The organism is Microbacterium oleivorans (assembly GCF_013389665.1).
Classification (GTDB): Bacteria; Actinomycetota; Actinomycetes; order Actinomycetales; family Microbacteriaceae; genus Microbacterium; species Microbacterium oleivorans_C.
In genome coordinates, this window is the sequence record NZ_CP058316.1 from 37,636 (window position 1) to 61,154 (window position 23,519).

Consider the following 23,519-nt stretch of genomic DNA (forward strand, 5'->3'; position numbering starts at 1 on the left):
ATGGCCGAGAACCCCTGGTCGCTTTCGCGCGCGCTGCGCGGGCTGTTCGTCAAGCCGACCATCGACGAGAACACGTGGGAAGACCTCGAGACGGCGTTGCTGACCGCCGACTTCGGGCCCGACATCACCGAGCGCCTCGTCGAGGAGCTGCAGGCGAAGGTCGAGCGGTACCGCACGACCGACCCCCGCGATCTGCAGCGCATGCTCAAGGAGACCCTCGAAGAGCGCTTCGCCGCGTTCGACTCGACGCTGCGGTTGACCGAGCGCCCCGCCGTCGTCCTCGTGGTGGGAGTGAACGGCGTCGGGAAGACCACCACGATCGGCAAGTTCGCCAAGTTCCTCCAGCGGTACGGCCGATCCGTAGTGGTGGGCGCCGCCGACACGTTCCGAGCCGCTGCTGTGGACCAGCTCGCGACGTGGGCCGAGCGCGGGGGAGCCCACATCGTCCGTCCGCAGCACGAGGGTCAGGATCCCGCATCGGTCGCGTTCCAGAGCATCGACTACGCCAAGCGGACCGGCACGGAGATCGTCCTGGTCGACACGGCCGGGCGTCTGCACACCAAGGGCGGGCTCATGGACGAGCTGACGAAGATCCGACGGGTGATCGAGAAGCAGGCGCCCATCAGCGAGGTGCTGCTCGTGCTCGATGCGACCACGGGCCAGAACGGCGTGATGCAGGCCGAGGCATTCCTGGAGCATGCCGGGGTGACCGGTCTGGTGATCAGCAAGCTCGACGGCTCCGCGCGCGGCGGCTTCGTCCTCGCGGTGCAGGAGCGCACCGGCATCCCGGTCAAACTGCTGGGCCAGGGCGAGGGGATCGGCGACCTCACCGGTTTCACGCCGCACGTCTTCGCGGCAGCTCTGGTCGATTGACTCCCACGGCGCGCCGCAGCGCCACTTCCCCCGCACCCTCACGGCTGGTTTCATAAACACATGGCGATCGAGCACGACTACTTCGGACTCCTCGAGTCGGGCCCGGACGGATCGATCTTCTGGTCGGATCACGTCGAGATCGGTGACCAGACGGTCACCGTCGACCTCACGGCACCCGATCAGGAGGATGTCTCGGCCGCTGCGCTCGACGTCGCAGCGGCGATGATCTCCTCGATCGAGGCGATCGATCTGACCGCTCGGAACGCGATGGTGTCGGAGCTGAACGACCGTACCAGCGAGGTGACGGAGTTCATCCTGCAGCAGCAGGAGGAACTGGGCGAGGACATCGAGTCGTTCCTCGTCGACATCTCCGGCGACACCCACATGGACGTCATCCGCTCGCTCCAGCTGATCAGCATGACGATCCTGGCCGACGAGCACGGCGGTTCCGACCCGTTCGCGGTGCTCGAGTACGCGCTCGATCCGGATTCGACCGAGGAAGTGCTCCTGGTGAACCTCACCAGCGACGGGAGCATCCAGTCGGTGACGAGCGCCGACTGATCTGATCGTGCAGACGTTTCTGCCGTACCCCTCGTTCTCCGAATCCGCAGCCGTCCTCGACACCGCGCGGCTCGGAAAGCAGCGGGTGGAGACGCTGCAGCTACTACGGGCGAACACCGTGCCCGATTACGGCTGGCGCCACCACCCGGCCGCCAAGATGTGGCGTGGATACCTTCCCGCGCTCGTGTCCTACGGGCTCGCGATGACCGATGCCTGGACCGCGGCCGGCCGAGCGGACACCGTCCGGGAGCAGCTGCTGACCTTCGCGCCGGGGGTCGACGGTGTCCCGCAGGCCGCGCTCGACATGCCGCCCTGGCTCGGCGACGAGGCGCTGCACCTCTCCCACCGATCGAACCTCGTCCGGAAAGACCCCGAGTTCTACCGGCCGCACTTCGGCGGCATCCCCGATGACCTGCCGTACGTCTGGCCGCCGGCGCCCGGGGAGCCGGCGGCTGTGTGATCGCTCGACGGGCTCACACCGCCTGAGCGAAGCCCGCGGCGGCGGCATCCGAGAGGTGCGCCAGATGGGGCGGGATCATGCGCCCCTTCGCGGTCATCGACTGCGCCCACAGCCGGCCCGCGCGATACGACGAGCGCACCAGGGGTCCGGCGAGGACGCCGAGGAAGCCGATCCGGTCGGCCTCTTCGCGGAAGCCCACGAACTCGTCGGGCTTCACCCAGCGATCCACCGGGAGATGGCGCGGGGTCGGCCGGAGGTACTGCGTGATGGTGACGATGTCGGTGCCGGCATCGTGAAGGTCCTGGAGGGCTGCCACGACCTCGTCCGGAGTCTCGCCCATGCCGAGGATGAGGTTGGACTTGGTGATGAGGCCGGCATCGCGGGCGCGGCTCAGCACGCCCAGGGATCGCTCGTACCGGAAGGCCGGACGGATCCGCTTGAAGATACGCGGTACCGTCTCGACGTTGTGCGCGAACACCTCGGGGCGCGACGCGAAGACCTCGTCGAGCTGGTCCGGATCGCCGTTGAAGTCGGTGGCGAGGATCTCGACGCCCGTGTTCGGGTTCTCGGCGTGGATGCGTCGCACGGTCTCGGCGTGCAGCCAGGCGCCGCCGTCGGCGAGATCGTCGCGGGCCACCCCCGTGACCGTGGCGTAGCGCAACTGCATCCGCGCGACGCTCTCGGCCACCCGCCGCGGCTCGTCGGTGTCGTAGTCGGCGGGTTTGCCCGTGTCGATCTGGCAGAAGTCGCAGCGCCTCGTGCACTGCGATCCGCCGATCAGGAAGGTCGCCTCGCGGTCCTCCCAGCACTCGTAGATGTTGGGGCAGCCCGCCTCCTGACACACCGTGTGCAGGCCCTCCTCGCGCACCAGATCGTGCAGCGCGCGGTACTCCTGACCCATGCGGGCGGTGGTCTTGATCCACTCGGGTTTGCGCTCGATCGGGGTCTGGGCGTTGCGCACCTCGAGGCGGAGCAGCTTGCGCCCGCCGGGGCCGGCGGCGGGCGCGGCGCCGGCTGCCGGCACGGCGCAGCCGCTCATGCCGCCACCACCGCGTCGGACGCGTCGGAGAACGCGGCGGCGAACCCCCGTGCGATCGCATCGACGGCGTCACGTGGCGCGAGGGTGCGGCCGAGGATCGACGACAGTGACGTGACGTCGGCATCGGTGATGCCGCAGGGCACGATGCGTGAGAACGGCGCGAGGTCGTTGCTGCAGTTGACGGCGAAGCCGTGCATCGTGACACCGCGCTCCACGCGCACGCCGATGGCGGCGACCTTCGCGTCGCGGCCGCCCTGCGACACCCACACCCCACTGCGCCCCACCACGCGTCGGCTGTCGATCCCGAGCTCGCCGAGTACCGCGATCAGCACCGACTCGAGCCGACGCACGTGGGCGACGACGTCGACCGGTGTGGCGAGCCGGACGATGGGGTAGCCCACGAGCTGTCCCGGCCCGTGCCAGGTGATCTTCCCGCCGCGATCGACGTCGATCACCGGAGTCGCATCGTCCGGGCGCTCGTGCGCCGCGGTGCGCACTCCCGCGGTGTAGACGGCTTCGTGCTCGAGCAGAAGCAGCGTGTCGGCCGCACCGCCGACGACGGCGGCGTGGGTCCGGCGCTGCAGTTCCCACCCCTGGGTGTAGGGGACCACATCGGGCGCGAGCCCGACGATCCGTACATCGATCACGATGTCTCCTCGCAATAGTGGACGGCGTCCAACAATACGCCACCCCTAGGCTGACACGATGAGCTCCGAGAATCGAGCGGGACGTCCCCGCGTGTCGTCGCGCGAGACCCTCGCCGAGGCCGCGTGCGAGCTGTTCCTCGAGCGGGGATACGACGCGACCACCGTCGCCGACATCACCGGGCGGGCCGGGGTGAGCCGCTCCAGCTTCTTCAACTACTTCGCCTCGAAGTCCGCCGTGCTCTGGGCGGGACTCGACGAACGCATCGAGCGCCTCGAGAGCGAGCTCGGCGCGGCCGGTGTGGCGCCGGACGTGACGGCTGCCATCGCGAAGATGGGGGCGGGGTTCGCTCCGGACGCCCTCGCTCTGGCCATCGTCAACGACATCGCCATGGGCGTCGCCGATGAGCTCGCCCGGGACGCCGCTGTTCGCGCCGCCCGGATAGGTCGCGCCGTGTCGGACGCGCTCGTGCGCTCGGGCGCGGACCGGCTCGAGGCCGACGTCCGGGGCGCCGCCTGGGGTGGCGCGGTGCTCGCGGCCGTCGCCGCGTGGGCCCGTGGCGGCGCCGGGCGCTCGGAGCTCGCCGTCTACCTCGAACGCGCGGCGGAACTGCTGCCGCGGCACTGACGCGGCGGCGCGGGCAGGCGTCGGGCCTCGCATAGAATCGAGGGATCATGGCAACTTTCGGCACGCTCTCCGACCGTCTTACCGAGACCTTCCGGAATCTCCGCACCAAGGGAAAGCTCTCTGCCGCCGACGTCGATCAGACGGTGCGCGAGATCCGACGCGCGCTGCTGGATGCCGACGTGGCGTTGGTGGTCGTCAAGGAGTTCACCGCCAAGGTGCGCGAGCGTGCCCTCGGCGACGAGGTCAACCGTGCGCTGAACCCCGCCCAGCAGGTCGTCCAGATCGTCAACGAGGAGCTCGTCGGGATCCTCGGCGGCGAACAGCGCCGCTTGCAGTTCGCGAAGAACCCGCCGACGGTGATCATGCTCGCCGGCCTCCAGGGATCGGGCAAGACGACCTTCGCCGGAAAGCTCGCGAAGCAGCTCGAGAAGGAGGGCCACACGCCGCTCCTCGTCGCGTGCGACCTCCAGCGTCCCAACGCCGTCAACCAGCTGCAGGTCGTCGCCGAGCGCGCCGGCGCGGCCATCTACGCGCCTCAGCCGGGCAACGGCGTCGGCGACCCCGTCCGGGTCGCCCGCGACGGTGTCGAGCACGCGCGACGCGCCCAGCACGACGTCGTCATCATCGACACCGCCGGACGCCTCGGTGTCGACGCCGAGCTGATGAAGCAGGCGGCCGACATCCGCACCGCGACCGACCCCGACGAGGTGCTGTTCGTCATCGACGCGATGATCGGCCAGGATGCCGTCAACACCGCCAAGGCGTTCCAGGAGGGCGTGGACTTCACCGGGGTCGTGCTCTCGAAGCTCGACAGCGACGCGCGTGGCGGCGCCGCTCTCTCCGTGGCTTCGGTCACGCAGCGCCCGATCATCTTCGCCTCGACGGGCGAGGGCCTCGACGATCTCGAACCCTTCCACCCCGACCGCATGGCGAGCCGCATCCTCGACCTCGGTGACATCCTCACCCTCATCGAACAGGCTCAGCAGGCCTTCGACGAGGAAGAGGCCTATGCCGTCGCCGAGAAGCTCGCCAAGGAGCAGTTCACCCTCGAGGACTTCCTCGATCAGCTTCAGCAGATGAAGAAGATGGGGTCGATGAAGAAGATGCTCGGCATGCTGCCGGGCATGGGACAGATGAAGCAGCAGCTCGAGCAGTTCGACGAGCGCGAGATCGACCGCACCGAGGCGATCATCCGTTCGATGACGCCCGCCGAGCGACGCACGCCGAAGCTGCTGAACGGATCCCGTCGCCTGCGCATCGCGCGCGGTTCGGGGATGACGGTGACCGATGTCAATCAGCTCGTCCAGCGTTTCGAGCAGGCCGCCAAGATGATGAAGACGGTCGCCCGCGGTGGCGTGCCCAACATCCCCGGGATGGGCCCCATGGGCGGGAAGCCGGGCGCGTCGAGCAAGCGCGGCAAGCAGGCCAAGAGCAAGTCCGGGTCGCGCTCGGGGAACCCCGCCAAGCGTGCGGCCGAGAACGCGGGTGTCGCAACGGCTGCACCCACCGGCTCCGGTTTCGGACTGGGCGGCGCCCCCGCTCAGCCCAGCGAAGCCGATCTCGCCGAGATCCAGAAGCTCTTCGGCAAGCGCTGAGCCGGCGGGCGCCGATTCAACGCGGGTTGTCCGGCTGCGCCAGGTGCTCGCGGAGCGTCGGACCGTCCCGGAACTCGCGGATGAGGTGCTGCACCACTTCACGCAGGTCCCCATCCGCCCCGTCCGCCACGCGGGTCTGCCTCACGTAGCTGGCTCCCTGGTCGAGGATCGTGCGCAGGCCGCGGAACTCGCGTGCGCAGTGCAGGTCGAGGGCGACGGGCTCGAGCACCTCCATCGTCTCGCGCAGGTGCTCGGCGACGTTGCGCTGCGTCCCCTCGGCGTCGACGATCACGCGTGCATCGAGTCCGTACCGGGCGGCGCGCCACTTGTTCTCGCGGACGAACCACGGCGGGATGGTCGGGAGGGTGCGGCCTTCGTCGAGCTGGCGGGAGAGGTGCTCGACGAGCGTCTGAGCCAGTGCCGCGACCGCCGCGAGCTCCGGCAGCGTCGACATGCCGTCGCAGGCCCGGATCTCGATCGTGCCCCATTTGGGCGCCGGACGGATATCCCAACGGACCTCCGAGGCGTCCTCCATGACACCCGTGCGGACCATGCCGTCGAGGTAGTTCTCGAAGTCGCGCCACTCGGTGAAGTCCCAGGGCAGCCCGGCGGTGGGAAGCTGCTGGAAGACCAGTGAGCGGTTGGAGGCGTAGCCGGTGCGATCGCCGGCCCAGAAGGGGCTCGACGCCGAGAGGGCCTGCAAGTGGGGCAGATACAGCGAGAGTGCGTTGATGAGCGGGAACACCTTGTTGACGTCCTCGACGCCGACGTGGATGTGGATGCCCCAGATCATCATGTTGCGCCCCCACCACTGGGTGCGCTCGATGAGCTTGTGGTATCGGGTCTTGTCGGTGACCTCCTGCTCGTACCAGCGCGCGAACGGGTGGCTGCCGGCGCAGAGCAGCTCGAGCTCGCGCGGTGCGGCGAACTCGCGCACGCGCTGGATGGCGTCGTCGATGTCGTCGACCGCGGCCGCGACGGTGTCGCCGACTCCGCTGGTGACCTCGATCGTGTTGGTGAGCAGTTCGCCGGTGATCGTGTACCGCTCGAGAGTCGAGGACTCCTCGACGGCGGCCAGCACCTCGGGTGCGCGCGGGGCGAGATCGCCGCTCGCACGATCGGCCAGCATCAACTCCCACTCGAGGCCCACGGTCGATCGGGCAGACGTGGCGAAGGGGACCGTCATGGCCACAGTCTGACACGCGACGAGGTCCGGTTCGCGACGACCGTCATCATCTGGCAAAATAGACCGTTGGACCGCTCGCTCGACCCTCTATCCGGCGAGAAGGTCCGCCCTCAGAGCTCCCGCCGGGTGTGCACCCCACGCTCCAGGCGACGTTCACTTCACATCACACCACTCAGGAGAATTGTGGCTGTCAAGATCCGTCTCAAGCGCCTCGGCAAGATCCGCGCGCCTTACTACCGCATCGTCGTCGCCGACTCGCGCACCAAGCGCGACGGCCGCGTGATCGAAGAGATCGGCAAGTACCACCCGACCGAGGAGCCCTCGGTCATCGAGGTCGACTCCGAGCGTGCCCAGTACTGGCTCTCGGTCGGCGCGCAGCCCACCGAGCAGGTCGCTGCGCTGCTGAAGCTCACCGGCGACTGGGGCAAGTTCAAGGGCGACAAGAACGCCGTCTCGACCGTTCGCACGGCCGAGGCGAAGGGCGAGTTCGTCCCCGACGCTTCGAAGAAGTCGGTCATCAAGCCGCAGGCCAAGAAGGCCGAGGAGCCCGCCGCGGCTCCCGCCGACGAGGCACCGGCCGCCGACGCCGCCGACTCGGAGTAATCCGTTGCTGTCCGCCGCGCTCGAGCACGTCGTCAAGGGGATCGTCGATCACCCCGACGACGTCGTCATCCGTTCCTCCTCGTCGCCCCGCGGCGAGGTCCTCGAGGTGCGCGTGCATCCCGATGATCGTGGACGGGTGATCGGGCGCGGCGGGCGCACCGCCAAGGCATTGCGCGCTCTCATCAGTGCGCTGGCCGACGGCACCCGTGTCCGCGTCGACGTCGCGGACGACTGACATGGCCGGCAACACCGCCCGCACGCAGTTGCGCGTCGGGCGCCTGGTGAAGGCGCACGGCCTCAAGGGCGCTCTCAAGCTCGAGCTGTACACCGACGACCCCGACGGCCGTTTCGTCCCGGGAGCGACGTTCACCGTGCAGGTTCCCGAGGCCTCTCCGTGGCACGGCAAGTCGGTCACCGTTCGCGAGTTCCGATGGATGAACTCCCACCCCGTGGTCTTCCTCGACGACGTCAACGACCGTGACGCCGCGGAGAGCCTCGTGAAGGCCATCCTCTGGATAGACCAGGACGGCGACGCCGCGGCAGAGGATGATGCCTGGTTCGACCACCAGCTGGTGGGCCTCGACGTCGTCCGCGACGGTGAGCGTGTGGGCCGCATCACGCGCGTGGACCACTTCCCCGCGCAAGACCTGCTCATCGTGCAGCGGGACGGCGACGATGCCGAGATCCTGGTGCCTTTCGTCAAGGCGATCGTGCCCGAGGTCGATGTCGCGTCGGGCCGGGTCATCGTCACCCCTCCAGCCGGGCTGTTCGAAGACCTCCCCGCCGACGAGGTCGATGAGTCCGCCGAGGACGACGCGACCGTTCCGAAGACCGTCTCCGAAGACGACGCGTCGACCGAGGTCTGACGTGCGCGTCGACGTCGTCACGATCTTCCCCGCGTTCTTCGACGTCCTCGAGGTCTCCCTTCTCGGCAAGGCTCGTGGCGCCGGGCTGCTCGACGTTCGCGTCCACGACCTGCGGGACTACGCGACCGACCGGCATCGGAGCGTCGACGACACCCCGTACGGGGGTGGTGCGGGCATGGTGATGAAGCCGGAACCGTGGGGCGCCGCGCTCGATGCGATCATCGCGGATGCGGCGACCGCACCCACCTTCATCTTCCCGTCGCCCGCCGGCGAGCTCTTCTCGCAGCGCACCGCCCGAGAGCTGAGCGACGCCGAGCACCTGGTGTTCGGGTGCGGTCGCTACGAGGGCATCGACGAGCGGGTGTTCGCCTACGCCGCAACGCTGGGCGACGTCCGCCTGATGAGCCTCGGCGACTACGTCCTCAACGGCGGGGAAGTCGCGTCGATGGCGATGATCGAGGCGATCGGCCGACTCATCCCCGGTGTGGTCGGAAACCCCGAGAGCCTCGTCGAGGAATCGCACGAGAACGGACTGCTGGAGTATCCCTCCTACACGAAGCCCGCCTCGTGGCGCGGTCAGGACGTCCCGGACGTCCTGCTCAGCGGACACCACCGCCGCGTGGCGGAGTGGCGTCGCGAGCAGCAGATGACGAGGACGCGCACGCGTCGGCCCGACCTTCTGCCGCCGTCGTCCTGAGAGTCGACCACCCTCGGCGTCCGTGCGTTCAGTCGACCCCGAGGAACGACCGGTCGGTGAGGACGATCGGACCGTCGGCGGTGATCGCGACGGTGTGCTCGGAGTGCGCTCCCCGGGAGCCGTCCGCGCTGCGGAGCGTCCAGCCGTCCGCGTCGGTGACGAGCTTGTCGGTGCTCTGCAGGAACCAGGGCTCGAGAGCCACCACGAGTCCGGCACGCAACGGGTAGCCACGGCCCGGCTTGCCGTCGTTGGGGACGTGCGGGTCGCCGTGCATCTCACGGCCTACGCCGTGACCGCCGAAGTCCGTGTTGATCGTGAGGCCCTCGGCCCGCGCGACGGTCGCGACGGCGTGCGAGATGTCGCCGATCTTGTTGCCGACCGTGGCCGCACCGATCGCCGCGTCGAGCGCGCGCTCGCTGGTGTCGATGAGGGCGAGGTCCTCATCCCGTGGTGTGCCGACCACGAACGAGACCGCCGAGTCGGCGACCCAGCCGTCGACGGCGACCGCGAAGTCCAGCGTGACGAGGTCACCGTCGCGCAGCGCGTAGTCGTGGGGGAGGCCGTGCAGGACCGCATCGTTGATCGAGGTGCAGATGACTTTGCCGAACGGGCTGGCGCCGAAGGACGGGTGGTAGTCGATGTAGCAGGACTCCGCGCCGGCGCGGCGGATGAGCTCGTGGGCGCGACGGTCGATCGCGAGGAGATTCGTGCCGACCTTCGTCTCATCGCGGAGGGTCGCCAGAACCTCGGCGACGAACCGTCCCGCGGGACGCATCGCCTCGATCTCGGCAGGGGTGCGCAGCTCGATCATCGTGTTCCTCTCTTCAGCTTCTATCCTGCCGGACCGGCGTAGCATCGGGAGCATGTGGCTGCGACGAGCACTCTTCCATTGGCTTCTGCCCGCGGCGCTGGTGCTGCCGCTCTGGCTCGTGGTGGGCTGGGCGGTGTCGGGCGCATCGGGGTGGGTGTTCCTCTGGGTGCTGTTCATCGCTGTGCCCTCGGTCCTGATCGGGCAGCTCGTGGCGACGTTGCTCGTGCGGGCCCGCGGCACGGTGCGACACTCGCGCGAGCTCTCCTGGTGGGACGTGCTGGTCTTCGGCGTCTGGCACGTCCTGGTCATCGCGGTCGGGCTCTACCCCGAAGGCGCGTTCTGGCCGCTGCTGCTCGCGGCGACCGCCGGATTCCTCGCGGTGTTCTGGGTCTCGCTGTGGCAGCTGTTCCGCGAGGCCCGGCCCGTCTCACTGTTCACGGTTCCCGTCGACCCGGCCTTCCTGCGGGGTGCGGCGGCGGATCGGCGGGATCGAGCGGCCGCAGAGGACGTCTACGTCGTCGAAGAGGCACCGCGCCGCGAGCGCTGATGGTTTGGCACGACGCCGCCGTCGTGGCAGAATAGACCTTCGTGCCCTGACAGATCTCTGCCTCAGGGGAGCGGTGCCCGGCGGGCGCCCGGGGCACCGCATCCTTATTCACACTCTCTCGCGGTCGACCTGAGGCGGTCACAGGAAGAAAAGATCATGCAGATCCTCGATTCCGTCGACGCAGCATCCCTGCGCAGCGACGTTCCCGTCTTCGCTCCCGGCGACACCGTCAAGGTGCACGTCAACATCACCGAGGGCAACCGCTCGCGTATCCAGGTCTTCCAGGGCGTCGTCATCGGCCGTTCCGGCGACGGTGTGCGCGAGACCTTCACCGTCCGCAAGATCAGCTTCCAGGTGGGCGTCGAGCGCACCTTCCCGGTGCACAGCCCGGTGATCGACCACATCGAGGTCGTCACCCGTGGCGACGTCCGACGCGCGAAGCTGTACTACCTGCGCAACCTCCGCGGCAAGAAGGCCAAGATCAAGGAGAAGCGCGACCGCTGAGTCCAGCGACGCGATCTCTGGATGCCCCGGGCTCAAGCCCGGGGCATCCGTCGTTCCCCGCGCGCGCGGCGGGCGGCGATACGCACGGAGTGTGCGACCCTGGAACGGGCTCCCCGGCGGGAGAGTCGGATGAGAGGCAATCAATGACCACCGATGACCTTGCCGCGTCGGCACCGGCGCCCGCGCGCTCCCGCTCGCGGCGGCTATGGCTGCTGGTGCGCGACATCCTGGTCATCATCGCGATCGCGCTCGTCGTGTCGTTCCTGGTCAAGACTTTCCTCGTCCGGTCCTTCTACATCCCGTCGGGTTCGATGGAGCGGACACTCCTGAAGGATGACCGCATCCTGGTCGATCAGCTGACGCCCCGCTTCGGCGGATACGCCCGCGGTGACGTCGTGGTCTTCCGCGATCCCGGCGGGTGGCTCCCGCCCACGGTCGAACCGGTGCGCTCGCCCTTCGTCGAAGGCGTGGACTGGGTGATGTCGGTCGTGGGGCTCTCCGCTCCCGACAGCAAGGACCACCTCATCAAGCGGATCATCGGTATGCCCGGTGATCATGTCGTGTGCTGCAACGCCGTCGGGCAGATCACGGTGAACGGGGTTCCGGTCGACGAGTCGTCTTACGTTCTGCTCGCGGACGGCCAGTCGGCTCCGCAGGAGGTGCCCTTCGACGTCACCGTGCCGGCGAACTCGCTCTGGGTGCTCGGCGACAATCGCGACCACTCGCGCGACTCCCGCTACAACCAGGAGCAGCCGTCGCAGGGGTTCGTGCCTCTGGACAACGTCGTCGGCCGCGCGTTCCTCATCACGTGGCCGCTCGACCGCTTCGGTCCGATCGACTTCCATCACGACGTCTTCTCGGGCGTTCCGGCGCCCGCAGCGCCATGAGCGTCGTCGCGCCCCGCCTCACTGTCGAGCGGCGGTTGCTACGCGAACACGATCTCGTGATCGCGCTCGACGAGGTCGGTCGGGGTGCGCTGGCCGGGCCGGTCGCGGTCGGCGCGGCCGTCCTCGATGCCTCGCGCGCTCGGCGCCGCATCCCCGAGGGACTCCGGGACTCCAAGCTCGTCACCGAGCTCCGTCGACCCGGCCTCGCCACGCGCGCGGCGGACTGGGTCGTCGCCTCGGCGGTCGGCTGGGCATCGCCTGCCGAGATCGACGAGAGGGGGATCATGCGTGCTCTCGGCCTCGCTGCCGTCCGGGCGCTCGCGGGGCTGGAAGGCATCGATCCGCGCACCGCGGACGCGGTGGTGATCCTCGACGGCAACCACGACTACGTCACGCCGGTCTCCGGGCCCGGCATGACGATCCAGACCATCGTGAAGGCCGACCGCGACTGCGCGAGCGCCGCCGCCGCCTCCGTCATCGCGAAGGTGTCGCGCGACGCGCACATGGTCGAACTGCACGATGAGACGCCGATGTACGAGTGGGTCCGCAACAAGGGGTACGCCAGCGCGCTGCACCGCGACGCGATCCGCGCCCACGGTCTCAGCCGTCACCATCGGGCGTCGTGGGCGATCGCCGACGCGCCGACGTTGTTCTGAGCGCAGCGGGAGGGCGCCCGTGGGGCGACTCGGGGACGGCGCGCGGCGCCTAGGATGGAGAGACCATGGATGACGAAGTCTTCGAAGACTACGACCGCGAACTGGAGCTGGCGCTCTACAAGGAGTACCGCGACGTCGTATCGCAGTTCCAGTACGTGATCGAGACCGAACGTCGCTTCTACCTCGCCAACGACGTCAACGTCGTCCGTCGCGACACGGAGCACGACTTCTATTTCGAGCTCACGATGAAGGACGTCTGGGTCTGGGACATCTACCGCGCCGACCGTTTCGTGAAGTCGGTGCGTGTGCTGACCTTCAAGGACGTCAACGTCGAGGAGCTTCAGCGCCGCGACTTCGAGCTGCCCGACGAGCTCTCGCTCGACAGCTGATCGCTCCTCCCCAGCCTTCCGGCCCTCCGGCCGCTCCACCAATCGGCTGGGCACGGGTCCGGACAGCTCCGCCAGCGGTCAGAGTGCTGGCATGGCAGCGAAGGACGAGCGAGGGCGCGCGGGCGAGGAACGCGCCGCGCGGCACCTGACCGAACGGGGATACGACATCCTCGACCGCAACTGGCGCCACCGCCAGGGCGAGATCGACATCGTGGCGGGTACGCGCACGGAGCTGGTCGTGGTCGAGGTCAAGACGCGACGCACCGACTGGTTCGGGCATCCGTTCGAGGCGGTGGACGCCCGCAAGAAGGACCGCCTGTGGCGGCTCGCCTGCGCCTGGATCGCGGCGAATCCCGATCGTGTGCGCGGACGACGGCTCCGGCTCGATGTCATCGGCATCACCGGTGAGGACGTCGAGAGTGCGATCGTGGAGCACATCGAGGACCTCCGATGAGCGTCGGACGCACGTGGGCGGTCTCGCTCACGGGTCTCGTCGGCGACCTCGTCGAGGTCGAGGCCGACCTGTCGAACCAGACCCCGGCCTTCCGCATCGTCGGGCTGGCGGACCGGGCCCTCGCCGAAGCCCAGCAACGGGTGCACAACGCCTGCTCCAACAGCGGTCTGCCGCTGTCGCGGCGACGGGTGACGGTGAACCTCTCGCCCGCAAGCCTGCCGAAGCAGGGCTCGGGTTTCGACCTGGCCATCGCGATCGCCGCGCTCGCGACCGAGCTGCCGATGGATGCCGCGTCGCTCGCCGAGACGGTCCACATCGGCGAGCTGGGTCTCGATGGCAGGCTCCGCCCGGTACCGGGGGTTCTTCCGGCGGTCGTGGCCGCCGCACGCGCCGGACGCCGCACCGTCATCGTCCCGGAGCGCAATCGTGCGGAGGCCGAGCTGGTGGAGGGGATCCGGGTCGTGGGCTGCCGGTCGCTCGCAGCGGTGGCCCGCTGGCACGGACTCGACCTCGACGTGTCCGACGATGAGGCGGAGTCCGGTGTCGTGCCGGCCCCCTCACCGGAGCGGGAGACCCCGGCGGGTGACCTCGCCGACGTGCGCGGGCAGGAGGAGGCGGTTTCCGCCGTCGTCGTCGCCGCGGCGGGCGGCCACCACCTGCTCATGAGCGGTCCGCCGGGCGCGGGCAAGACCATGCTCGCTCGGCGGCTCCCGGGCATCCTGCCGCCTCTCGACGACGACACGGCCCTGCACGTCGCGTCCGTGCGGTCGCTCTCGGGCGACCCGCTCGATCGGCTGAGCCGCCAGCCGCCCTTCGAGGCCCCGCACCACAGCGTCAGCGTCGCGGCGCTCGTCGGCGGCGGGAGCAGGTCGCTGCGGCCGGGTGCCATCGCGCGTGCCAGCGGCGGAGTGCTCTTCCTCGATGAGGCGGGCGAGTTCGGTGCCCACGCCCTCGACTCGCTGCGCCAGCCGCTCGAATCGGGCACGATCGACATTCACCGAGCCGGGTTCCGGGCCTCCCTCCCGGCGCGGTTCCAGCTGGTGCTGGCGACCAACCCCTGCCCGTGCGGGCAGTACGGGGTGCGCGGCGGGACCTGCTCGTGTCCCTCGATCGCCATCCGGCGCTATCTCGGTCGGCTCTCCGGTCCGCTGCTGGACCGCATCGACATCGAGCTCGCGCTCAACCGTGTCTCGGTGGCCGACCTGACGATGGCGGGGGAGTCGGGCACGACATCGGAGGAGGCTCGCGCTCGCGTGGCCGTGGCGCGCCGCCGAGCCGCGGCTCGACTCGCCCCGACGCCATGGCGCACCAACGCCGAGGTGTCGGGAGCATGGCTTCGGGACGGTCCGCTGGCACCCGAGCCTCGGGTACGGGCACCGCTCGACACGGCGCTGCAGCGCGGCGCGCTGACCCTCCGCGGGTACGACCGGGTGCTGCGCGTCGCGTGGTCGGTGGCCGACCTGGCCGGCAACGACCGGCTCACCCTCTCGGACGTGGGCCGGGCGCTCTTCCTGAAGAAGGGGATCGAGCAATGAAGCCAGCCGAGCTGCGCGCGTCCCTTCGCAGCCTCGCCCGGCCTGAACAGCTCGCCGACGGTGAGGCGGTCGCCGAACGGTACGCCCGCGCCCGATGGTCGGTGCTCGCCGAGCCCGGGGACGCGGTCGCGGGTCTGGCGGTCGCGCGACTGGGGGCCGCCGCCGCGCTGGAGGCCGCCCTGGGCGGCGGCCCGGCGCCCGAGACGCTCGAGCTCGCCGATCGAGACTGGTCGCGCGCGCTCGGACGGTGGCAGCCGCGACGCGACGATCACACGTACCCGATCGAGCTCGCGCAGCGTGTGGGGGCGCGTCTGGTGATCCCCGGGGACGCCGATTGGCCCACGCGGCTCGACGATCTCGGCGTGCACGCGCCTTTCGCCCTGTGGGTGCGCGGACGCGCGTCAGTGCTGGCGGGGGAGGCGCCGGCGGTCGCCTTGGTGGGCGCGCGGGCGGCCACCTCGTACGGTGTGCGCGTGACCGCGGAGATCGCGGGGGATCTGGCGGCTCGCGGCGCGACGATCGTGTCGGGTGCGGCGTTCGGCATCGACGCAGCAGCACACCGCGCGAGCATCGCCGTGGGCGGCCAGGGCATCGCCGTGCTGGCGGGCGGCGTAGAGAAGGCCTACCCCGCCGCCCACGGCGAGCTGTTGACCGGCCTGTCACGGCAGGGTGCGGTGATCAGCGAGGTGCCCTGCGGGACGGCGCCCACCAAATGGCGCTTCCTCCAGCGCAACCGGGTGATCGCCGCCCTGGCCGATGCGACCGTGGTCGTCGAGGCGGGGTGGCGCTCGGGTTCGCTGAACACCGCCGGACACGCAGCGTCTCTCGGGCGTGCGCTGGGCGCCGTGCCGGGCCCGGTCACCTCGGCCGCGTCCGCCGGGTGCCACCGCATCCTGCGGGAGTACGACGGGCACTGCATCACGAGCGCCGACGATGTGCGGGAGCTGATCGGCTGGTCGCCGGATGATCCGCCGTCGACCGATCCCGGCGCGGCCGCCTCCCGCACGGACGACACCACCCGCATCCTCGACGCGCTGAGCGCACGGACACCCCGGCAGGTGTCGGAGGTCGCGCGGCGCTCGGGGCTGCCCGCCGAGGAGGCCACGGCATTGCTGGGCCTGCTCGCGCTCGAGGGTCGAGCCGAGGTCGATCCGCGCGGCTGGCGCCGGCCTCGATCGTGACTCTGCGCTCCGCGCCCGGGGCATGCCGTGGTGCTAGCCGTCCGAGAGCCCCGGCACGGTCCGAGGCGGGCCCAGGCCCCGATGCCGTACCGCGAGGGGCGTCGTGCCACGGGGCTGCGTCCCCTGCCGCGTGCCGCCGGGGGCCGGTACGGGACGTCGGTCATGCTGTTCTCATGCGCATCTCTGCGGCGTCGGCGGCGTACGGCGAGCACCTCCGACGGGTGCGACGGCTCTCGGAGCACACCGTGCGGGCGTACCTGTCGGACTTGGGCGACCTCGCCGAGGCCGCCGACGACATCGAGCTGGGTGAGGTCGACATCGACGTGCTCCGCGACTGGATCTGGCGCGCGAGCGAGCGCGGAGACGCGCGTGCGACGCTTGCGCGGCGCACCGCGAGCGTGCGCGGCTTCTTCTCGTGGGCCGCCGAGCGCGCCATGATCGACGTCGACCCGGCGCTGCGCCTGGCCACACCGAAGCGGGCCGGGACGCTGCCGCGCGTCGCGACCGCCGACACGCTCGCAACGGTGCTCGACGACCTCCGAACCGAGGCCGCCACCGGCGACCCGGTGCTGCTGCGCGACCACGCCGTGCTCGAGATGCTCTACGCCACCGGGATCCGGGTCTCGGAGCTGTGCGGGCTCGACCTCGCGGACATCGACGACGAGCGTCGGACCGCGCGCGTCACCGGCAAGGGCGATCGGGACCGGGTCGTCCCGATCGGCGGGCCCGCGCTCGCGGCGCTGCACGCCTACGCGGTGCGGGGTCGTCCCGCACTCGCCGCCCGCGCCGCGGAGGGAGCGCGGCGCGCGGACGCGGTGTTCCTGGGACGGCGCGGGGGGCGGATGGGATCGCGCGCGGTCTACACCCTGGTCGCGGAGCGGCTCGGGCCCGCGATGGGCGCGGAGACGGTCGGACCGCACACGCTCCGCCATTCCGCCGCCACGCACCTGCTCGACGGGGGTGCAGATCTGCGCGCGGTGCAGGAGATCCTCGGACACGCGAGCCTGGGTACCACTCAGATCTACACCCATGTCTCGGGGGAGCGCCTGGCGGCCGCATACCGCCAGGCCCACCCGCGAGCCTGAGAACAGGCGCCGTGCGGGCGCCGTAGCGTAGGAGTCATGAGAAGAGCGCTCGTGTCGTCCGCCCTCGCGGGGGCGGTACTGTTCGTCACGGCCTGCGCGCCGGCGGCATCGGCGCCGCCCGAGCGGGTCGTCCGGCCGAGTGCCCCGGCGCCCGCTTCTTCGACGACTGCTCCCTCGACGTCCGTCGCGCCGTCGCCGGCGACTCCGACTCCGGGCGCATCGGTTCCCGGAGCAGCCGGCCCGGCCTGCATCGACGGCGTCGTCGACGTCCGCGGCACCGACCTCGACGTCGTCTTCAGCGGCGAATGCGCGCGCGTCGAGATCGAGGGCGCCGGTCTCGAGGTCGACCTGTCGGGCGCGCGAGTCGATGCCGTCATCGTGCGCGGCGATCGCATCGAGGTCGAAGTCGACGACGTGGGGGCGCTGGACATCACGGGGCAGGGATCCGATGTGGAGGCCGACACGGTCGGTGCGCTGACCATCGCCGGGGATCGCAACGAGGTCGATGCGGCCGAGATCGGGACGGTGGCGGTCTCGGGCAACGACAACCGCGTGGAGGCGGACCGGTTGGGCGCCGTTCAGCAGTCCGGCGACCGCAACGACATCCGAGCCGACTGACGCTCAGCAGCAGGGGAGCAGCACCGCTCGTTCGAAGCCCCCCACCAGCAGCAGCGGGTTGACGTATTCGCCGCGGTGGCGGACGCCGAAGTGCACCGTCCCGGGGCCGACATGCCCCTCGGGCGACAGGACACCCACCGGCTCACCGACCGCGACGCTGGCTCCGACGGCGACGACGGCGTCCACGGGCTCGAGGCTCGAGACGAAGCCGTCGCCGTGATCGATCGTGATCACGGAACGTCCCGCGACCGGCCCCGCGAACGCGACGACGCCGAGGGCCGGCGCGACGACGACCTCATCGGCGCCGGAGCGCAGGTCGACGCCGCGGTGCCCCGCGGCGTACGCGTGCTCGGGCGCCTCGAACCCCCGCACCACGGTGGGGGAAGCCACCGGGGGCAGCCATCGCGCGTTCGTCGGATCGTCGCGCCCGACGGCGGCCCCGGCCGTGGTGGAGCTCAGCGCGACAGTCACCGCGACCGCGACGGCGATCGCGCCGACGGAACGTGCGGCGTGTCGAGGCATGTTGCGAGTGTCGTCGCTGCCTCGCCAGCTCGTCCGTCCGGATGTCTCGATTGTGGATGCCGCGTCCCGCGGACCACCGGGGGAGAGGGCCCGCGACTGCTACACTGGGCATCGCACCTCGCTCGTCGGGGTGACTACGCGTGCCCAGAGCGATCCGGTGATCCGGATCGCGGCGCATCTTCCCCAGGTCTCCCGCTTCGGCGGCGAGCGGAAGTGCGTCGGGTGCCAGGAACTCCGGGCCGTCGGTCCGGACAGCAACCGAAACAGAAGGAGAACGGCCATGGCCGTCGTCACCATTCGCCAGCTGCTCGACAGCGGCGTCCACTTCGGGCACCAGACCCGCCGCTGGAACCCGAAAGTCAAGCGCTTCATCCTGACCGAGCGCTCGGGCATCCACATCATCGACCTGCAGCAGTCGCTGTCGTACATCGACCGTGCGTACGAGTACGTCAAGGAGACCGTCGCCCACGGTGGCACCATCCTCTTCGTCGGCACCAAGAAGCAGGCTCAGGAAGTCATCGCCGAGCAGGCGACCCGCGTGGGCCAGCCCTACGTGAACCAGCGTTGGCTGGGCGGTCTGCTCACCAACTTCCAGACGGTCTCGAAGCGCCTCGCCCGCATGAAGGAGCTCGAGGAGCTCGACTTCGAGAACCCCGCCGCGAGCGGCTTCACGAAGAAGGAGCTGCTGCTCAAGAAGCGCGAGCTCGACAAGCTGCACAAGTCGCTCGGCGGTATCCGCAACCTGCAGAAGACGCCGTCGGCCATCTGGGTCGTCGACGCCAAGCGTGAGCACCTCGCCATCGACGAGGCCAAGAAGCTCGGTATCCCCGTCATCGGCATCCTCGACACGAACGCCGACCCCGACGAGTTCCAGTACCCGATCCCCGGCAACGACGACGCGATCCGCTCGGTGAGCCTGCTCACGCGCATCGTCGCCGACGCCGCGGCCGAGGGTCTGATCCAGCGTCACCAGCCGGCCGACGAGGCCGAGCCGGCCGAGCCGCTCGCCGAGTGGGAGCGCGAGCTTCTCCAGAGCGCGCCCTCCGAGGATGCTGCCGCCGCCGAGGCGCCCGCCGCCGAGGATGCGCCTGCAGTCGAAGATGCGCCCGCCGCGGACGTCGCGACCGACGACGCCGCTGCGGAGGCCCCCGCCGACGAGGCGCAGGCCGAGACCGGCGAGGCGGAGTCCGCCGAGGCCACCGAGAAGTAATCAGCGCGTCCTCACGACCCGCTACGATCGGCGCGGCCGCGGCTGTGCCCGGCCGCGCCGATCGGCATCCACGAGATTTCCCCACACAGAAGGAGCCGCCACTCATGGCAAACTTCACCATCGCCGACATCAAGGCTCTGCGCGAGCAGCTCGGCACCGGAATGGTCGACACGAAGAAGGCACTCGAAGAGGCCGACGGCGACGTCGAGAAGGCCGTCGAGATCCTCCGCCTCAAGGGTGCGAAGGGCAACGCGAAGCGTGCCGACCGCTCCACGAGCGAGGGTCTGGTCGTCGCGCGCGAGCAGGACGGCAAGGTCACCCTCGTCGAGCTGGCCTGCGAGACCGACTTCGTCGCCAAGAACGACCGCTTCATCGCGCTGGCCGACAAGGTCGCCGACGCCGCCGCCGCCGCCTCTGCCGACTCGGTCGAGGCCGCCCTCGCCGCCGACGCGTCGGGAAAGACGGTCGAGCAGCTGATCGACGACGAGGCCGCCATCATCGGCGAGAAGGTCGAGCTCCGTCGCGTGCGCACGCTCGCGGGCGACGCGTTCGAGATCTACCTCCACAAGACGAGCAAGGACCTGCCCCCGCAGATCGGCGTCGTGGTGGCCTACTCCGGTTCGGATGCCGAGACGGCCCGCTCGATCGCGCAGCACATCTCGTTCGCCAACCCGAGCTACCTCTCCCGCGACGACGTTCCCGCCGGGGACGTCGAGAAGGAGCGCGAGATCGTCACCGAGATCTCCCGCAACGAGGGCAAGCCCGACGCGGCGCTGCCGAAGATCGTCGAGGGTCGTGTGAACGCCTTCTTCAAGCAGGTCGCCCTGCTCGACCAGGACTACGCGAAGGACAACAAGCTGTCCGTCGCCCAGGTCGCGAAGGACTCCGGCATCACGATCACCGATTTCGCCCGCTTCAAGGTCGGCGCGTAATCACCGAAAAGGCCCGCATCCACGGATGCGGGCCTTTTCCATGCCCGTCCGGGCGATACTCTGCAACAGCGACGAGAGGGACACGATGAACGATGAGAAGACCGGGCGCCGCCGCGTCCTGCTTAAGCTGTCGGGTGAGGCGTTCGGCGCCGGCCAGCTCGGTGTCAACCCCGATGTCGTCGGAGAGATCGCTCGCGAGATCGCCGCCGCGGTCGACCGTGTCGAGATCGCGATCGTCGTCGGCGGCGGGAACTTCTTCCGCGGCGCCGAGCTGAGCCAGCGCGGCATGGACCGCGGGCGCGCCGACTACATGGGCATGCTCGGCACGGTCATGAACGCGCTCGCACTGCAGGACTTCCTCGAGCAGGCCGGCGCCGCCACCCGTGTGCAGTCGGCCATCTCGATGACCCAGGTCGCCGAGCCCTACATCCCGCGGCGCGCCGAGCGGCACATGGAGAAGGGGCGTGTCGTCATCTTCGGAGCCGGCGCCGGGCTGCCCTACTTCTCGACCGACACGGTCGCCGCGCAGCGCGCTCTCGAGATCAAGGCCGACGAGGTGCTGGTGGCGAAGAACGGCGTCGACGCGGTCTACACCGCCGACCCGAAGAAGGACCCCACGGCCGAGCGGATCGATCACATCACCTACTCCGATGCCCTCCAGCGCAGCCTGAAGGTGGTCGACTCGACCGCCTTCAGCCTCTGCATGGACAACGGCATCGACATGCGCGTGTTCGGCATGGAGCCCGGCGGCAACGTCACCCGCGCGCTCCTCGGCGAGTCGATCGGCACGCTCGTCACCGTCTGAGCGACGAGCCCTCGCAGACTAGACTTGACCGGACGTACCGACGAATGGAGTGACCGTGATCCCCGAGATCCTCGCTGACACGAAAACCCGCATGGAGCGCGCTGTCGAGGCGGCCAAGGAGGACTTCGCCACGGTCCGCACGGGCCGCGCGAACACCGCGCTGTTCCAGAAGATCCTCGTCGACTACTACGGCTCGCCGACCCCGCTCGCGCAGCTGGCGTCGCTGAACAACCCCGAGGCGCGCACGATCATCGTCACGCCCTACGACAAATCGGCACTGAAGGCCATCGAGCAGGCGATCCGCGACACGCCGAACCTCGGGGTGAACCCCACCAACGACGGCAACATCGTGCGCGTGACCATGCCCGAGCTGACCGAGGAGCGCCGCAAGGAGTACGTCAAGCTCGTGCGCTCGAAGGGTGAGGACCACAAGGTCCACCTCCGTGGCATCCGGCGCAAGTCGAAGGACGAGCTCGACGGACTCAAGAGCGACGTGGGCGAGGACGAGCTTGTCCGCGGTGAGAAGGAGCTCGAGGCGCTCACGCGTGCGCATGTCGACCTGATCGACGAAGCGCTCAAGCGCAAAGAGACCGAGCTCCTCGAGGTCTGACGCGCATGAGCGTACCCGGTGACGACGTCCCACCGAAGCCCGATCGCGAGCGGTCGCGCTCGCGCGATTCCGGTGACTCGTCGTTCCATCATCAGGTGCGTGCCGCCCGGAGCGAGTTCGAGAACCAGATCGTCAAGGCGCGTGCCGACCTCGAGCAGGCCAACGAGCGCATCAATGCGCGCACAGGACGCAACCTCATCCTCGCCACGCTGATCGGGCTCGCCATCGGAGCCGTGGTGGTGGGCTCGCTGATCTTCGTGAAGTGGGTCTTCGTCCTCTTCGCCGTTCCCGTGGCGCTGCTCGGCGTCTTCGAGTTCGTCCGGGCACTGCAGGCCTCCGGCCGGCGCATCGATGTCGCCCCGCAACTCGTCGCGGGAGCTGCGGTGCTGGCCGCGGGGTACTTCCTCGACGCCGGAACCCACTGGGTCGTCGTCTTCGCCGCCGTGGTCTCGGTCATCGTGTGGCGGCTGCTCGCCCAGATGGTGAGCACGCAGCCGCGTCGCTACGGCGATGTGCTGAGCGACGTCCTCATCGGCGGCTTCGTCCAGCTCTACGTCCCGTTCTTCGGCAGTCTGCTGCTGATCCTGCTTCGGCAGGACGGCGGGGAGTTCTGGGTGCTCGCGATGATCGCCGTCGTCGTGGGTGCCGACACCGGCGCCTACGCGGCCGGGCTCGCCTTCGGCAAGCATCCGATGGCACCGCGGATCAGCCCCAAGAAGACCTGGGAGGGCTTCGCAGGCGCCGCGGTGGTCGCCGTCGTCGTCGCGATCGGGTTCGCCTGGCTGCTCCTGGGTCTCCCGATCTGGACCGGTGTCGTCATCGGCCTCGCCATCCTCGCCTCCGCCACGCTCGGCGATCTCGCCGAGTCGATGATCAAGCGCGACCTCGGCATCAAGGACATGAGCTCGTGGCTCCCGGGGCACGGCGGCGTGCTCGACCGGCTCGACTCGATCCTACCCTCGACCGTTGTCGCGCTGATCCTGTTCCATGCGTTCTCCCCCCTGGTGGTGTCATGACCTCGATCGAGACGGCTGTGGCCGACGCCCCGTTCCCGGAGGCGCCCGGGCGCGGCAAGGGGTACGACCGCGCGGCTGTCGATGCGTTCCTGAAGCGGGCGCGCGAGGCCTTCGAGTCGCCCGAAGGCGGTGACCTCGACTCGGGCGAGGTTCGGCGTGCGGCCTTCCCGCTGGTCCGCGGCGGGTACGCGATCGGAGCGGTGGATGCCGCTGTCGGCCGCATCGAGGACGCGTTCGCGGCGCGCGAGCGCGAGGTCGCGCTCTCCCGCGCCGGTGCGCGGGCGTGGGTCGGCCGTTCGCGCAACCTGGCGCAGGAGGTGCTCGACCGGCTCTCACGCCCTGAACGTGAGCGCTTCGAGCGCGTGGGCGCGCTGGCGTACGGCTACCGCGTCGACGAGGTCGACATGGTGGCCGACCGCATCGCACGCTACCTCGAGTCCGGAGAGCCGCTGACGGTCGAGCAGGTGCGAACCGTCGCGTTCCGGATGCAGCGCGGTGGGTACCGCGAGGCGCAGGTCGACGCCGTGCTCGACGCCGTCGTGTCGGTGATGCTCGCGATCGGATGACGATCGATGGAGAGATCGTGGACCGGTCGCTAAACTCGG

At 69.9% G+C, this 23,519-nt stretch carries 30 protein-coding genes; 25 read left to right on the forward strand and 5 right to left on the reverse strand.

Annotated features, from left to right (window positions below; all coding sequences use genetic code 11):
• The 3 genes from ftsY to HW566_RS00210 are packed head-to-tail and all read left to right on the forward strand — an operon-like array spanning position 1 to position 1,894.
• Complete coding sequence (gene ftsY / locus HW566_RS00200; RefSeq protein WP_178009363.1) at positions 1-873, forward strand: signal recognition particle-docking protein FtsY; 873 nt, start codon at positions 1-3, stop codon at positions 871-873.
• Positions 874-933: 60 nt separating this feature from the next.
• The gene (locus HW566_RS00205; RefSeq protein ID WP_178009364.1) at positions 934-1,434 is read left to right on the forward strand and encodes a DUF2004 domain-containing protein; all 501 of its coding nucleotides are present in this window, start codon (positions 934-936) and stop codon (positions 1,432-1,434) included.
• Between the two features lie 7 nt (positions 1,435-1,441).
• The gene (locus HW566_RS00210; protein ID WP_178009366.1) at positions 1,442-1,894 is read left to right on the forward strand and encodes an MSMEG_6728 family protein; all 453 of its coding nucleotides are present in this window, start codon (positions 1,442-1,444) and stop codon (positions 1,892-1,894) included.
• Between the two features lie 13 nt (positions 1,895-1,907).
• On the opposite strand, the gene lipA is transcribed toward HW566_RS00210, so the two are convergent.
• Complete coding sequence (lipA, locus tag HW566_RS00215) at positions 1,908-2,933, reverse strand: lipoyl synthase (RefSeq protein ID WP_178009368.1); 1,026 nt, start codon at positions 2,931-2,933, stop codon at positions 1,908-1,910.
• A complete protein-coding gene (lipB, locus tag HW566_RS00220) occupies positions 2,930-3,580 on the reverse strand; it encodes a lipoyl(octanoyl) transferase LipB (RefSeq protein ID WP_178009370.1) in 651 nt (216 codons plus the stop codon). The genes lipA and lipB overlap by 4 nt, the downstream gene beginning before the upstream one ends.
• 58 nt (positions 3,581-3,638) lie before the next feature.
• On the opposite strand from lipB, the gene HW566_RS00225 reads away from it, so the two are divergent.
• Both HW566_RS00225 and ffh read left to right on the forward strand, forming a co-directional pair.
• Complete coding sequence (locus HW566_RS00225; protein ID WP_178009372.1) at positions 3,639-4,205, forward strand: TetR/AcrR family transcriptional regulator; 567 nt, start codon at positions 3,639-3,641, stop codon at positions 4,203-4,205.
• A gap of 47 nt (positions 4,206-4,252) precedes the next feature.
• A complete protein-coding gene (ffh, locus tag HW566_RS00230) occupies positions 4,253-5,800 on the forward strand; it encodes a signal recognition particle protein (protein ID WP_178009374.1) in 1,548 nt (515 codons plus the stop codon).
• 16 nt (positions 5,801-5,816) lie between these two features.
• Here the strand turns inward: ffh and HW566_RS00235 are convergent, their stop codons facing one another.
• On the reverse strand, positions 5,817-6,986 hold the full coding sequence (locus HW566_RS00235) for a glutamate--cysteine ligase (protein ID WP_178009376.1): 1,170 nt from the start codon (positions 6,984-6,986) through the stop codon (positions 5,817-5,819).
• A gap of 183 nt (positions 6,987-7,169) precedes the next feature.
• Here HW566_RS00235 and rpsP point away from each other — a divergent pair, with 183 nt between their 5' ends.
• Genes rpsP through trmD form a run of 4 tightly spaced genes read left to right on the forward strand, consistent with a single transcriptional unit; the run spans position 7,170 to position 9,152 of the window.
• Complete coding sequence (gene rpsP, locus HW566_RS00240) at positions 7,170-7,589, forward strand: 30S ribosomal protein S16 (protein ID WP_178009378.1); 420 nt, start codon at positions 7,170-7,172, stop codon at positions 7,587-7,589.
• A gap of 4 nt (positions 7,590-7,593) precedes the next feature.
• Complete coding sequence (locus HW566_RS00245; protein ID WP_023950977.1) at positions 7,594-7,824, forward strand: RNA-binding protein; 231 nt, start codon at positions 7,594-7,596, stop codon at positions 7,822-7,824.
• Between the two features lies 1 nt (position 7,825).
• On the forward strand, positions 7,826-8,455 hold the full coding sequence (gene rimM, locus HW566_RS00250; RefSeq protein ID WP_178009380.1) for a ribosome maturation factor RimM: 630 nt from the start codon (positions 7,826-7,828) through the stop codon (positions 8,453-8,455).
• Position 8,456: 1 nt separating this feature from the next.
• Positions 8,457-9,152: a tRNA (guanosine(37)-N1)-methyltransferase TrmD gene (gene trmD, locus HW566_RS00255; protein WP_178009382.1), complete on the forward strand. Its 696-nt coding sequence runs from the start codon at positions 8,457-8,459 to the stop codon at positions 9,150-9,152.
• Positions 9,153-9,180: 28 nt separating this feature from the next.
• On the opposite strand, the gene map is transcribed toward trmD, so the two are convergent.
• The gene (gene map / locus HW566_RS00260) at positions 9,181-9,963 is read right to left on the reverse strand and encodes a type I methionyl aminopeptidase (protein ID WP_178009384.1); all 783 of its coding nucleotides are present in this window, start codon (positions 9,961-9,963) and stop codon (positions 9,181-9,183) included.
• A 52-nt stretch (positions 9,964-10,015) separates the two neighbouring features.
• On the opposite strand from map, the gene HW566_RS00265 reads away from it, so the two are divergent.
• The 10 genes from HW566_RS00265 to HW566_RS00310 all read left to right on the forward strand — a co-directional run bounded on the left by HW566_RS00265 (position 10,016) and on the right by HW566_RS00310 (position 17,819).
• Positions 10,016-10,510: an MFS transporter permease gene (locus HW566_RS00265; RefSeq protein ID WP_178009386.1), complete on the forward strand. Its 495-nt coding sequence runs from the start codon at positions 10,016-10,018 to the stop codon at positions 10,508-10,510.
• A 156-nt stretch (positions 10,511-10,666) separates the two neighbouring features.
• Entirely contained in the window at positions 10,667-11,014 is a 348-nt protein-coding gene (gene rplS / locus HW566_RS00270) for a 50S ribosomal protein L19 (RefSeq protein WP_178009387.1), read from the forward strand.
• A gap of 143 nt (positions 11,015-11,157) precedes the next feature.
• Positions 11,158-11,901, forward strand: coding sequence for a signal peptidase I (lepB, locus tag HW566_RS00275; protein WP_178009389.1), 744 nt, complete (start codon positions 11,158-11,160; stop codon positions 11,899-11,901).
• Complete coding sequence (locus HW566_RS00280; RefSeq protein WP_178009391.1) at positions 11,898-12,557, forward strand: ribonuclease HII; 660 nt, start codon at positions 11,898-11,900, stop codon at positions 12,555-12,557. Before lepB ends, HW566_RS00280 begins: the two co-directional genes overlap by 4 nt.
• Before the next feature lie 65 nt (positions 12,558-12,622).
• Positions 12,623-12,946, forward strand: a complete 324-nt coding sequence (locus HW566_RS00285; RefSeq protein WP_178009393.1) for a DUF2469 family protein — start codon at positions 12,623-12,625, stop codon at positions 12,944-12,946.
• A 91-nt stretch (positions 12,947-13,037) separates the two neighbouring features.
• Positions 13,038-13,400 (forward strand): YraN family protein, encoded by a 363-nt coding sequence (locus HW566_RS00290; protein ID WP_178009395.1) that lies wholly within the window; start codon positions 13,038-13,040, stop codon positions 13,398-13,400.
• Positions 13,397-14,935: a YifB family Mg chelatase-like AAA ATPase gene (locus HW566_RS00295; protein ID WP_178009397.1), complete on the forward strand. Its 1,539-nt coding sequence runs from the start codon at positions 13,397-13,399 to the stop codon at positions 14,933-14,935. The genes HW566_RS00290 and HW566_RS00295 overlap by 4 nt, the downstream gene beginning before the upstream one ends.
• A complete protein-coding gene (gene dprA, locus HW566_RS00300) occupies positions 14,932-16,116 on the forward strand; it encodes a DNA-processing protein DprA (protein ID WP_178009399.1) in 1,185 nt (394 codons plus the stop codon). The genes HW566_RS00295 and dprA overlap by 4 nt, the downstream gene beginning before the upstream one ends.
• Before the next feature lie 173 nt (positions 16,117-16,289).
• Positions 16,290-17,201 carry a tyrosine-type recombinase/integrase gene (locus HW566_RS00305; protein WP_178009401.1) on the forward strand — a complete coding sequence of 304 codons (912 nt, stop codon included), beginning with the start codon at positions 16,290-16,292 and terminating at the stop codon, positions 17,199-17,201.
• Positions 17,202-17,237: 36 nt separating this feature from the next.
• Positions 17,238-17,819, forward strand: coding sequence for a DUF3060 domain-containing protein (locus tag HW566_RS00310; RefSeq protein WP_178009403.1), 582 nt, complete (start codon positions 17,238-17,240; stop codon positions 17,817-17,819).
• 3 nt (positions 17,820-17,822) lie between these two features.
• Here HW566_RS00310 and HW566_RS00315 read toward each other — a convergent pair whose 3' ends face one another.
• Complete coding sequence (locus HW566_RS00315; RefSeq protein WP_178009405.1) at positions 17,823-18,341, reverse strand: M23 family metallopeptidase; 519 nt, start codon at positions 18,339-18,341, stop codon at positions 17,823-17,825.
• Between the two features lie 280 nt (positions 18,342-18,621).
• Between HW566_RS00315 and rpsB the strand changes: the two genes are divergently transcribed.
• From rpsB to HW566_RS00345, 6 genes are all read left to right on the forward strand, one after another.
• Positions 18,622-19,551 (forward strand): 30S ribosomal protein S2, encoded by a 930-nt coding sequence (gene rpsB, locus HW566_RS00320; protein ID WP_178009407.1) that lies wholly within the window; start codon positions 18,622-18,624, stop codon positions 19,549-19,551.
• 104 nt (positions 19,552-19,655) lie between these two features.
• A complete protein-coding gene (tsf, locus tag HW566_RS00325; protein ID WP_178009408.1) occupies positions 19,656-20,483 on the forward strand; it encodes a translation elongation factor Ts in 828 nt (275 codons plus the stop codon).
• An 85-nt stretch (positions 20,484-20,568) separates the two neighbouring features.
• Positions 20,569-21,288, forward strand: a complete 720-nt coding sequence (gene pyrH, locus HW566_RS00330; protein WP_178009410.1) for a UMP kinase — start codon at positions 20,569-20,571, stop codon at positions 21,286-21,288.
• Positions 21,289-21,343: 55 nt separating this feature from the next.
• Positions 21,344-21,898, forward strand: coding sequence for a ribosome recycling factor (gene frr / locus HW566_RS00335; protein WP_178014532.1), 555 nt, complete (start codon positions 21,344-21,346; stop codon positions 21,896-21,898).
• A 5-nt stretch (positions 21,899-21,903) separates the two neighbouring features.
• On the forward strand, positions 21,904-22,914 hold the full coding sequence (locus HW566_RS00340) for a phosphatidate cytidylyltransferase (RefSeq protein ID WP_178009412.1): 1,011 nt from the start codon (positions 21,904-21,906) through the stop codon (positions 22,912-22,914).
• On the forward strand, positions 22,911-23,480 hold the full coding sequence (locus HW566_RS00345) for a DivIVA domain-containing protein (protein ID WP_178009414.1): 570 nt from the start codon (positions 22,911-22,913) through the stop codon (positions 23,478-23,480). Before HW566_RS00340 ends, HW566_RS00345 begins: the two co-directional genes overlap by 4 nt.
• Positions 23,481-23,519: the final 39 nt, after the last annotated feature.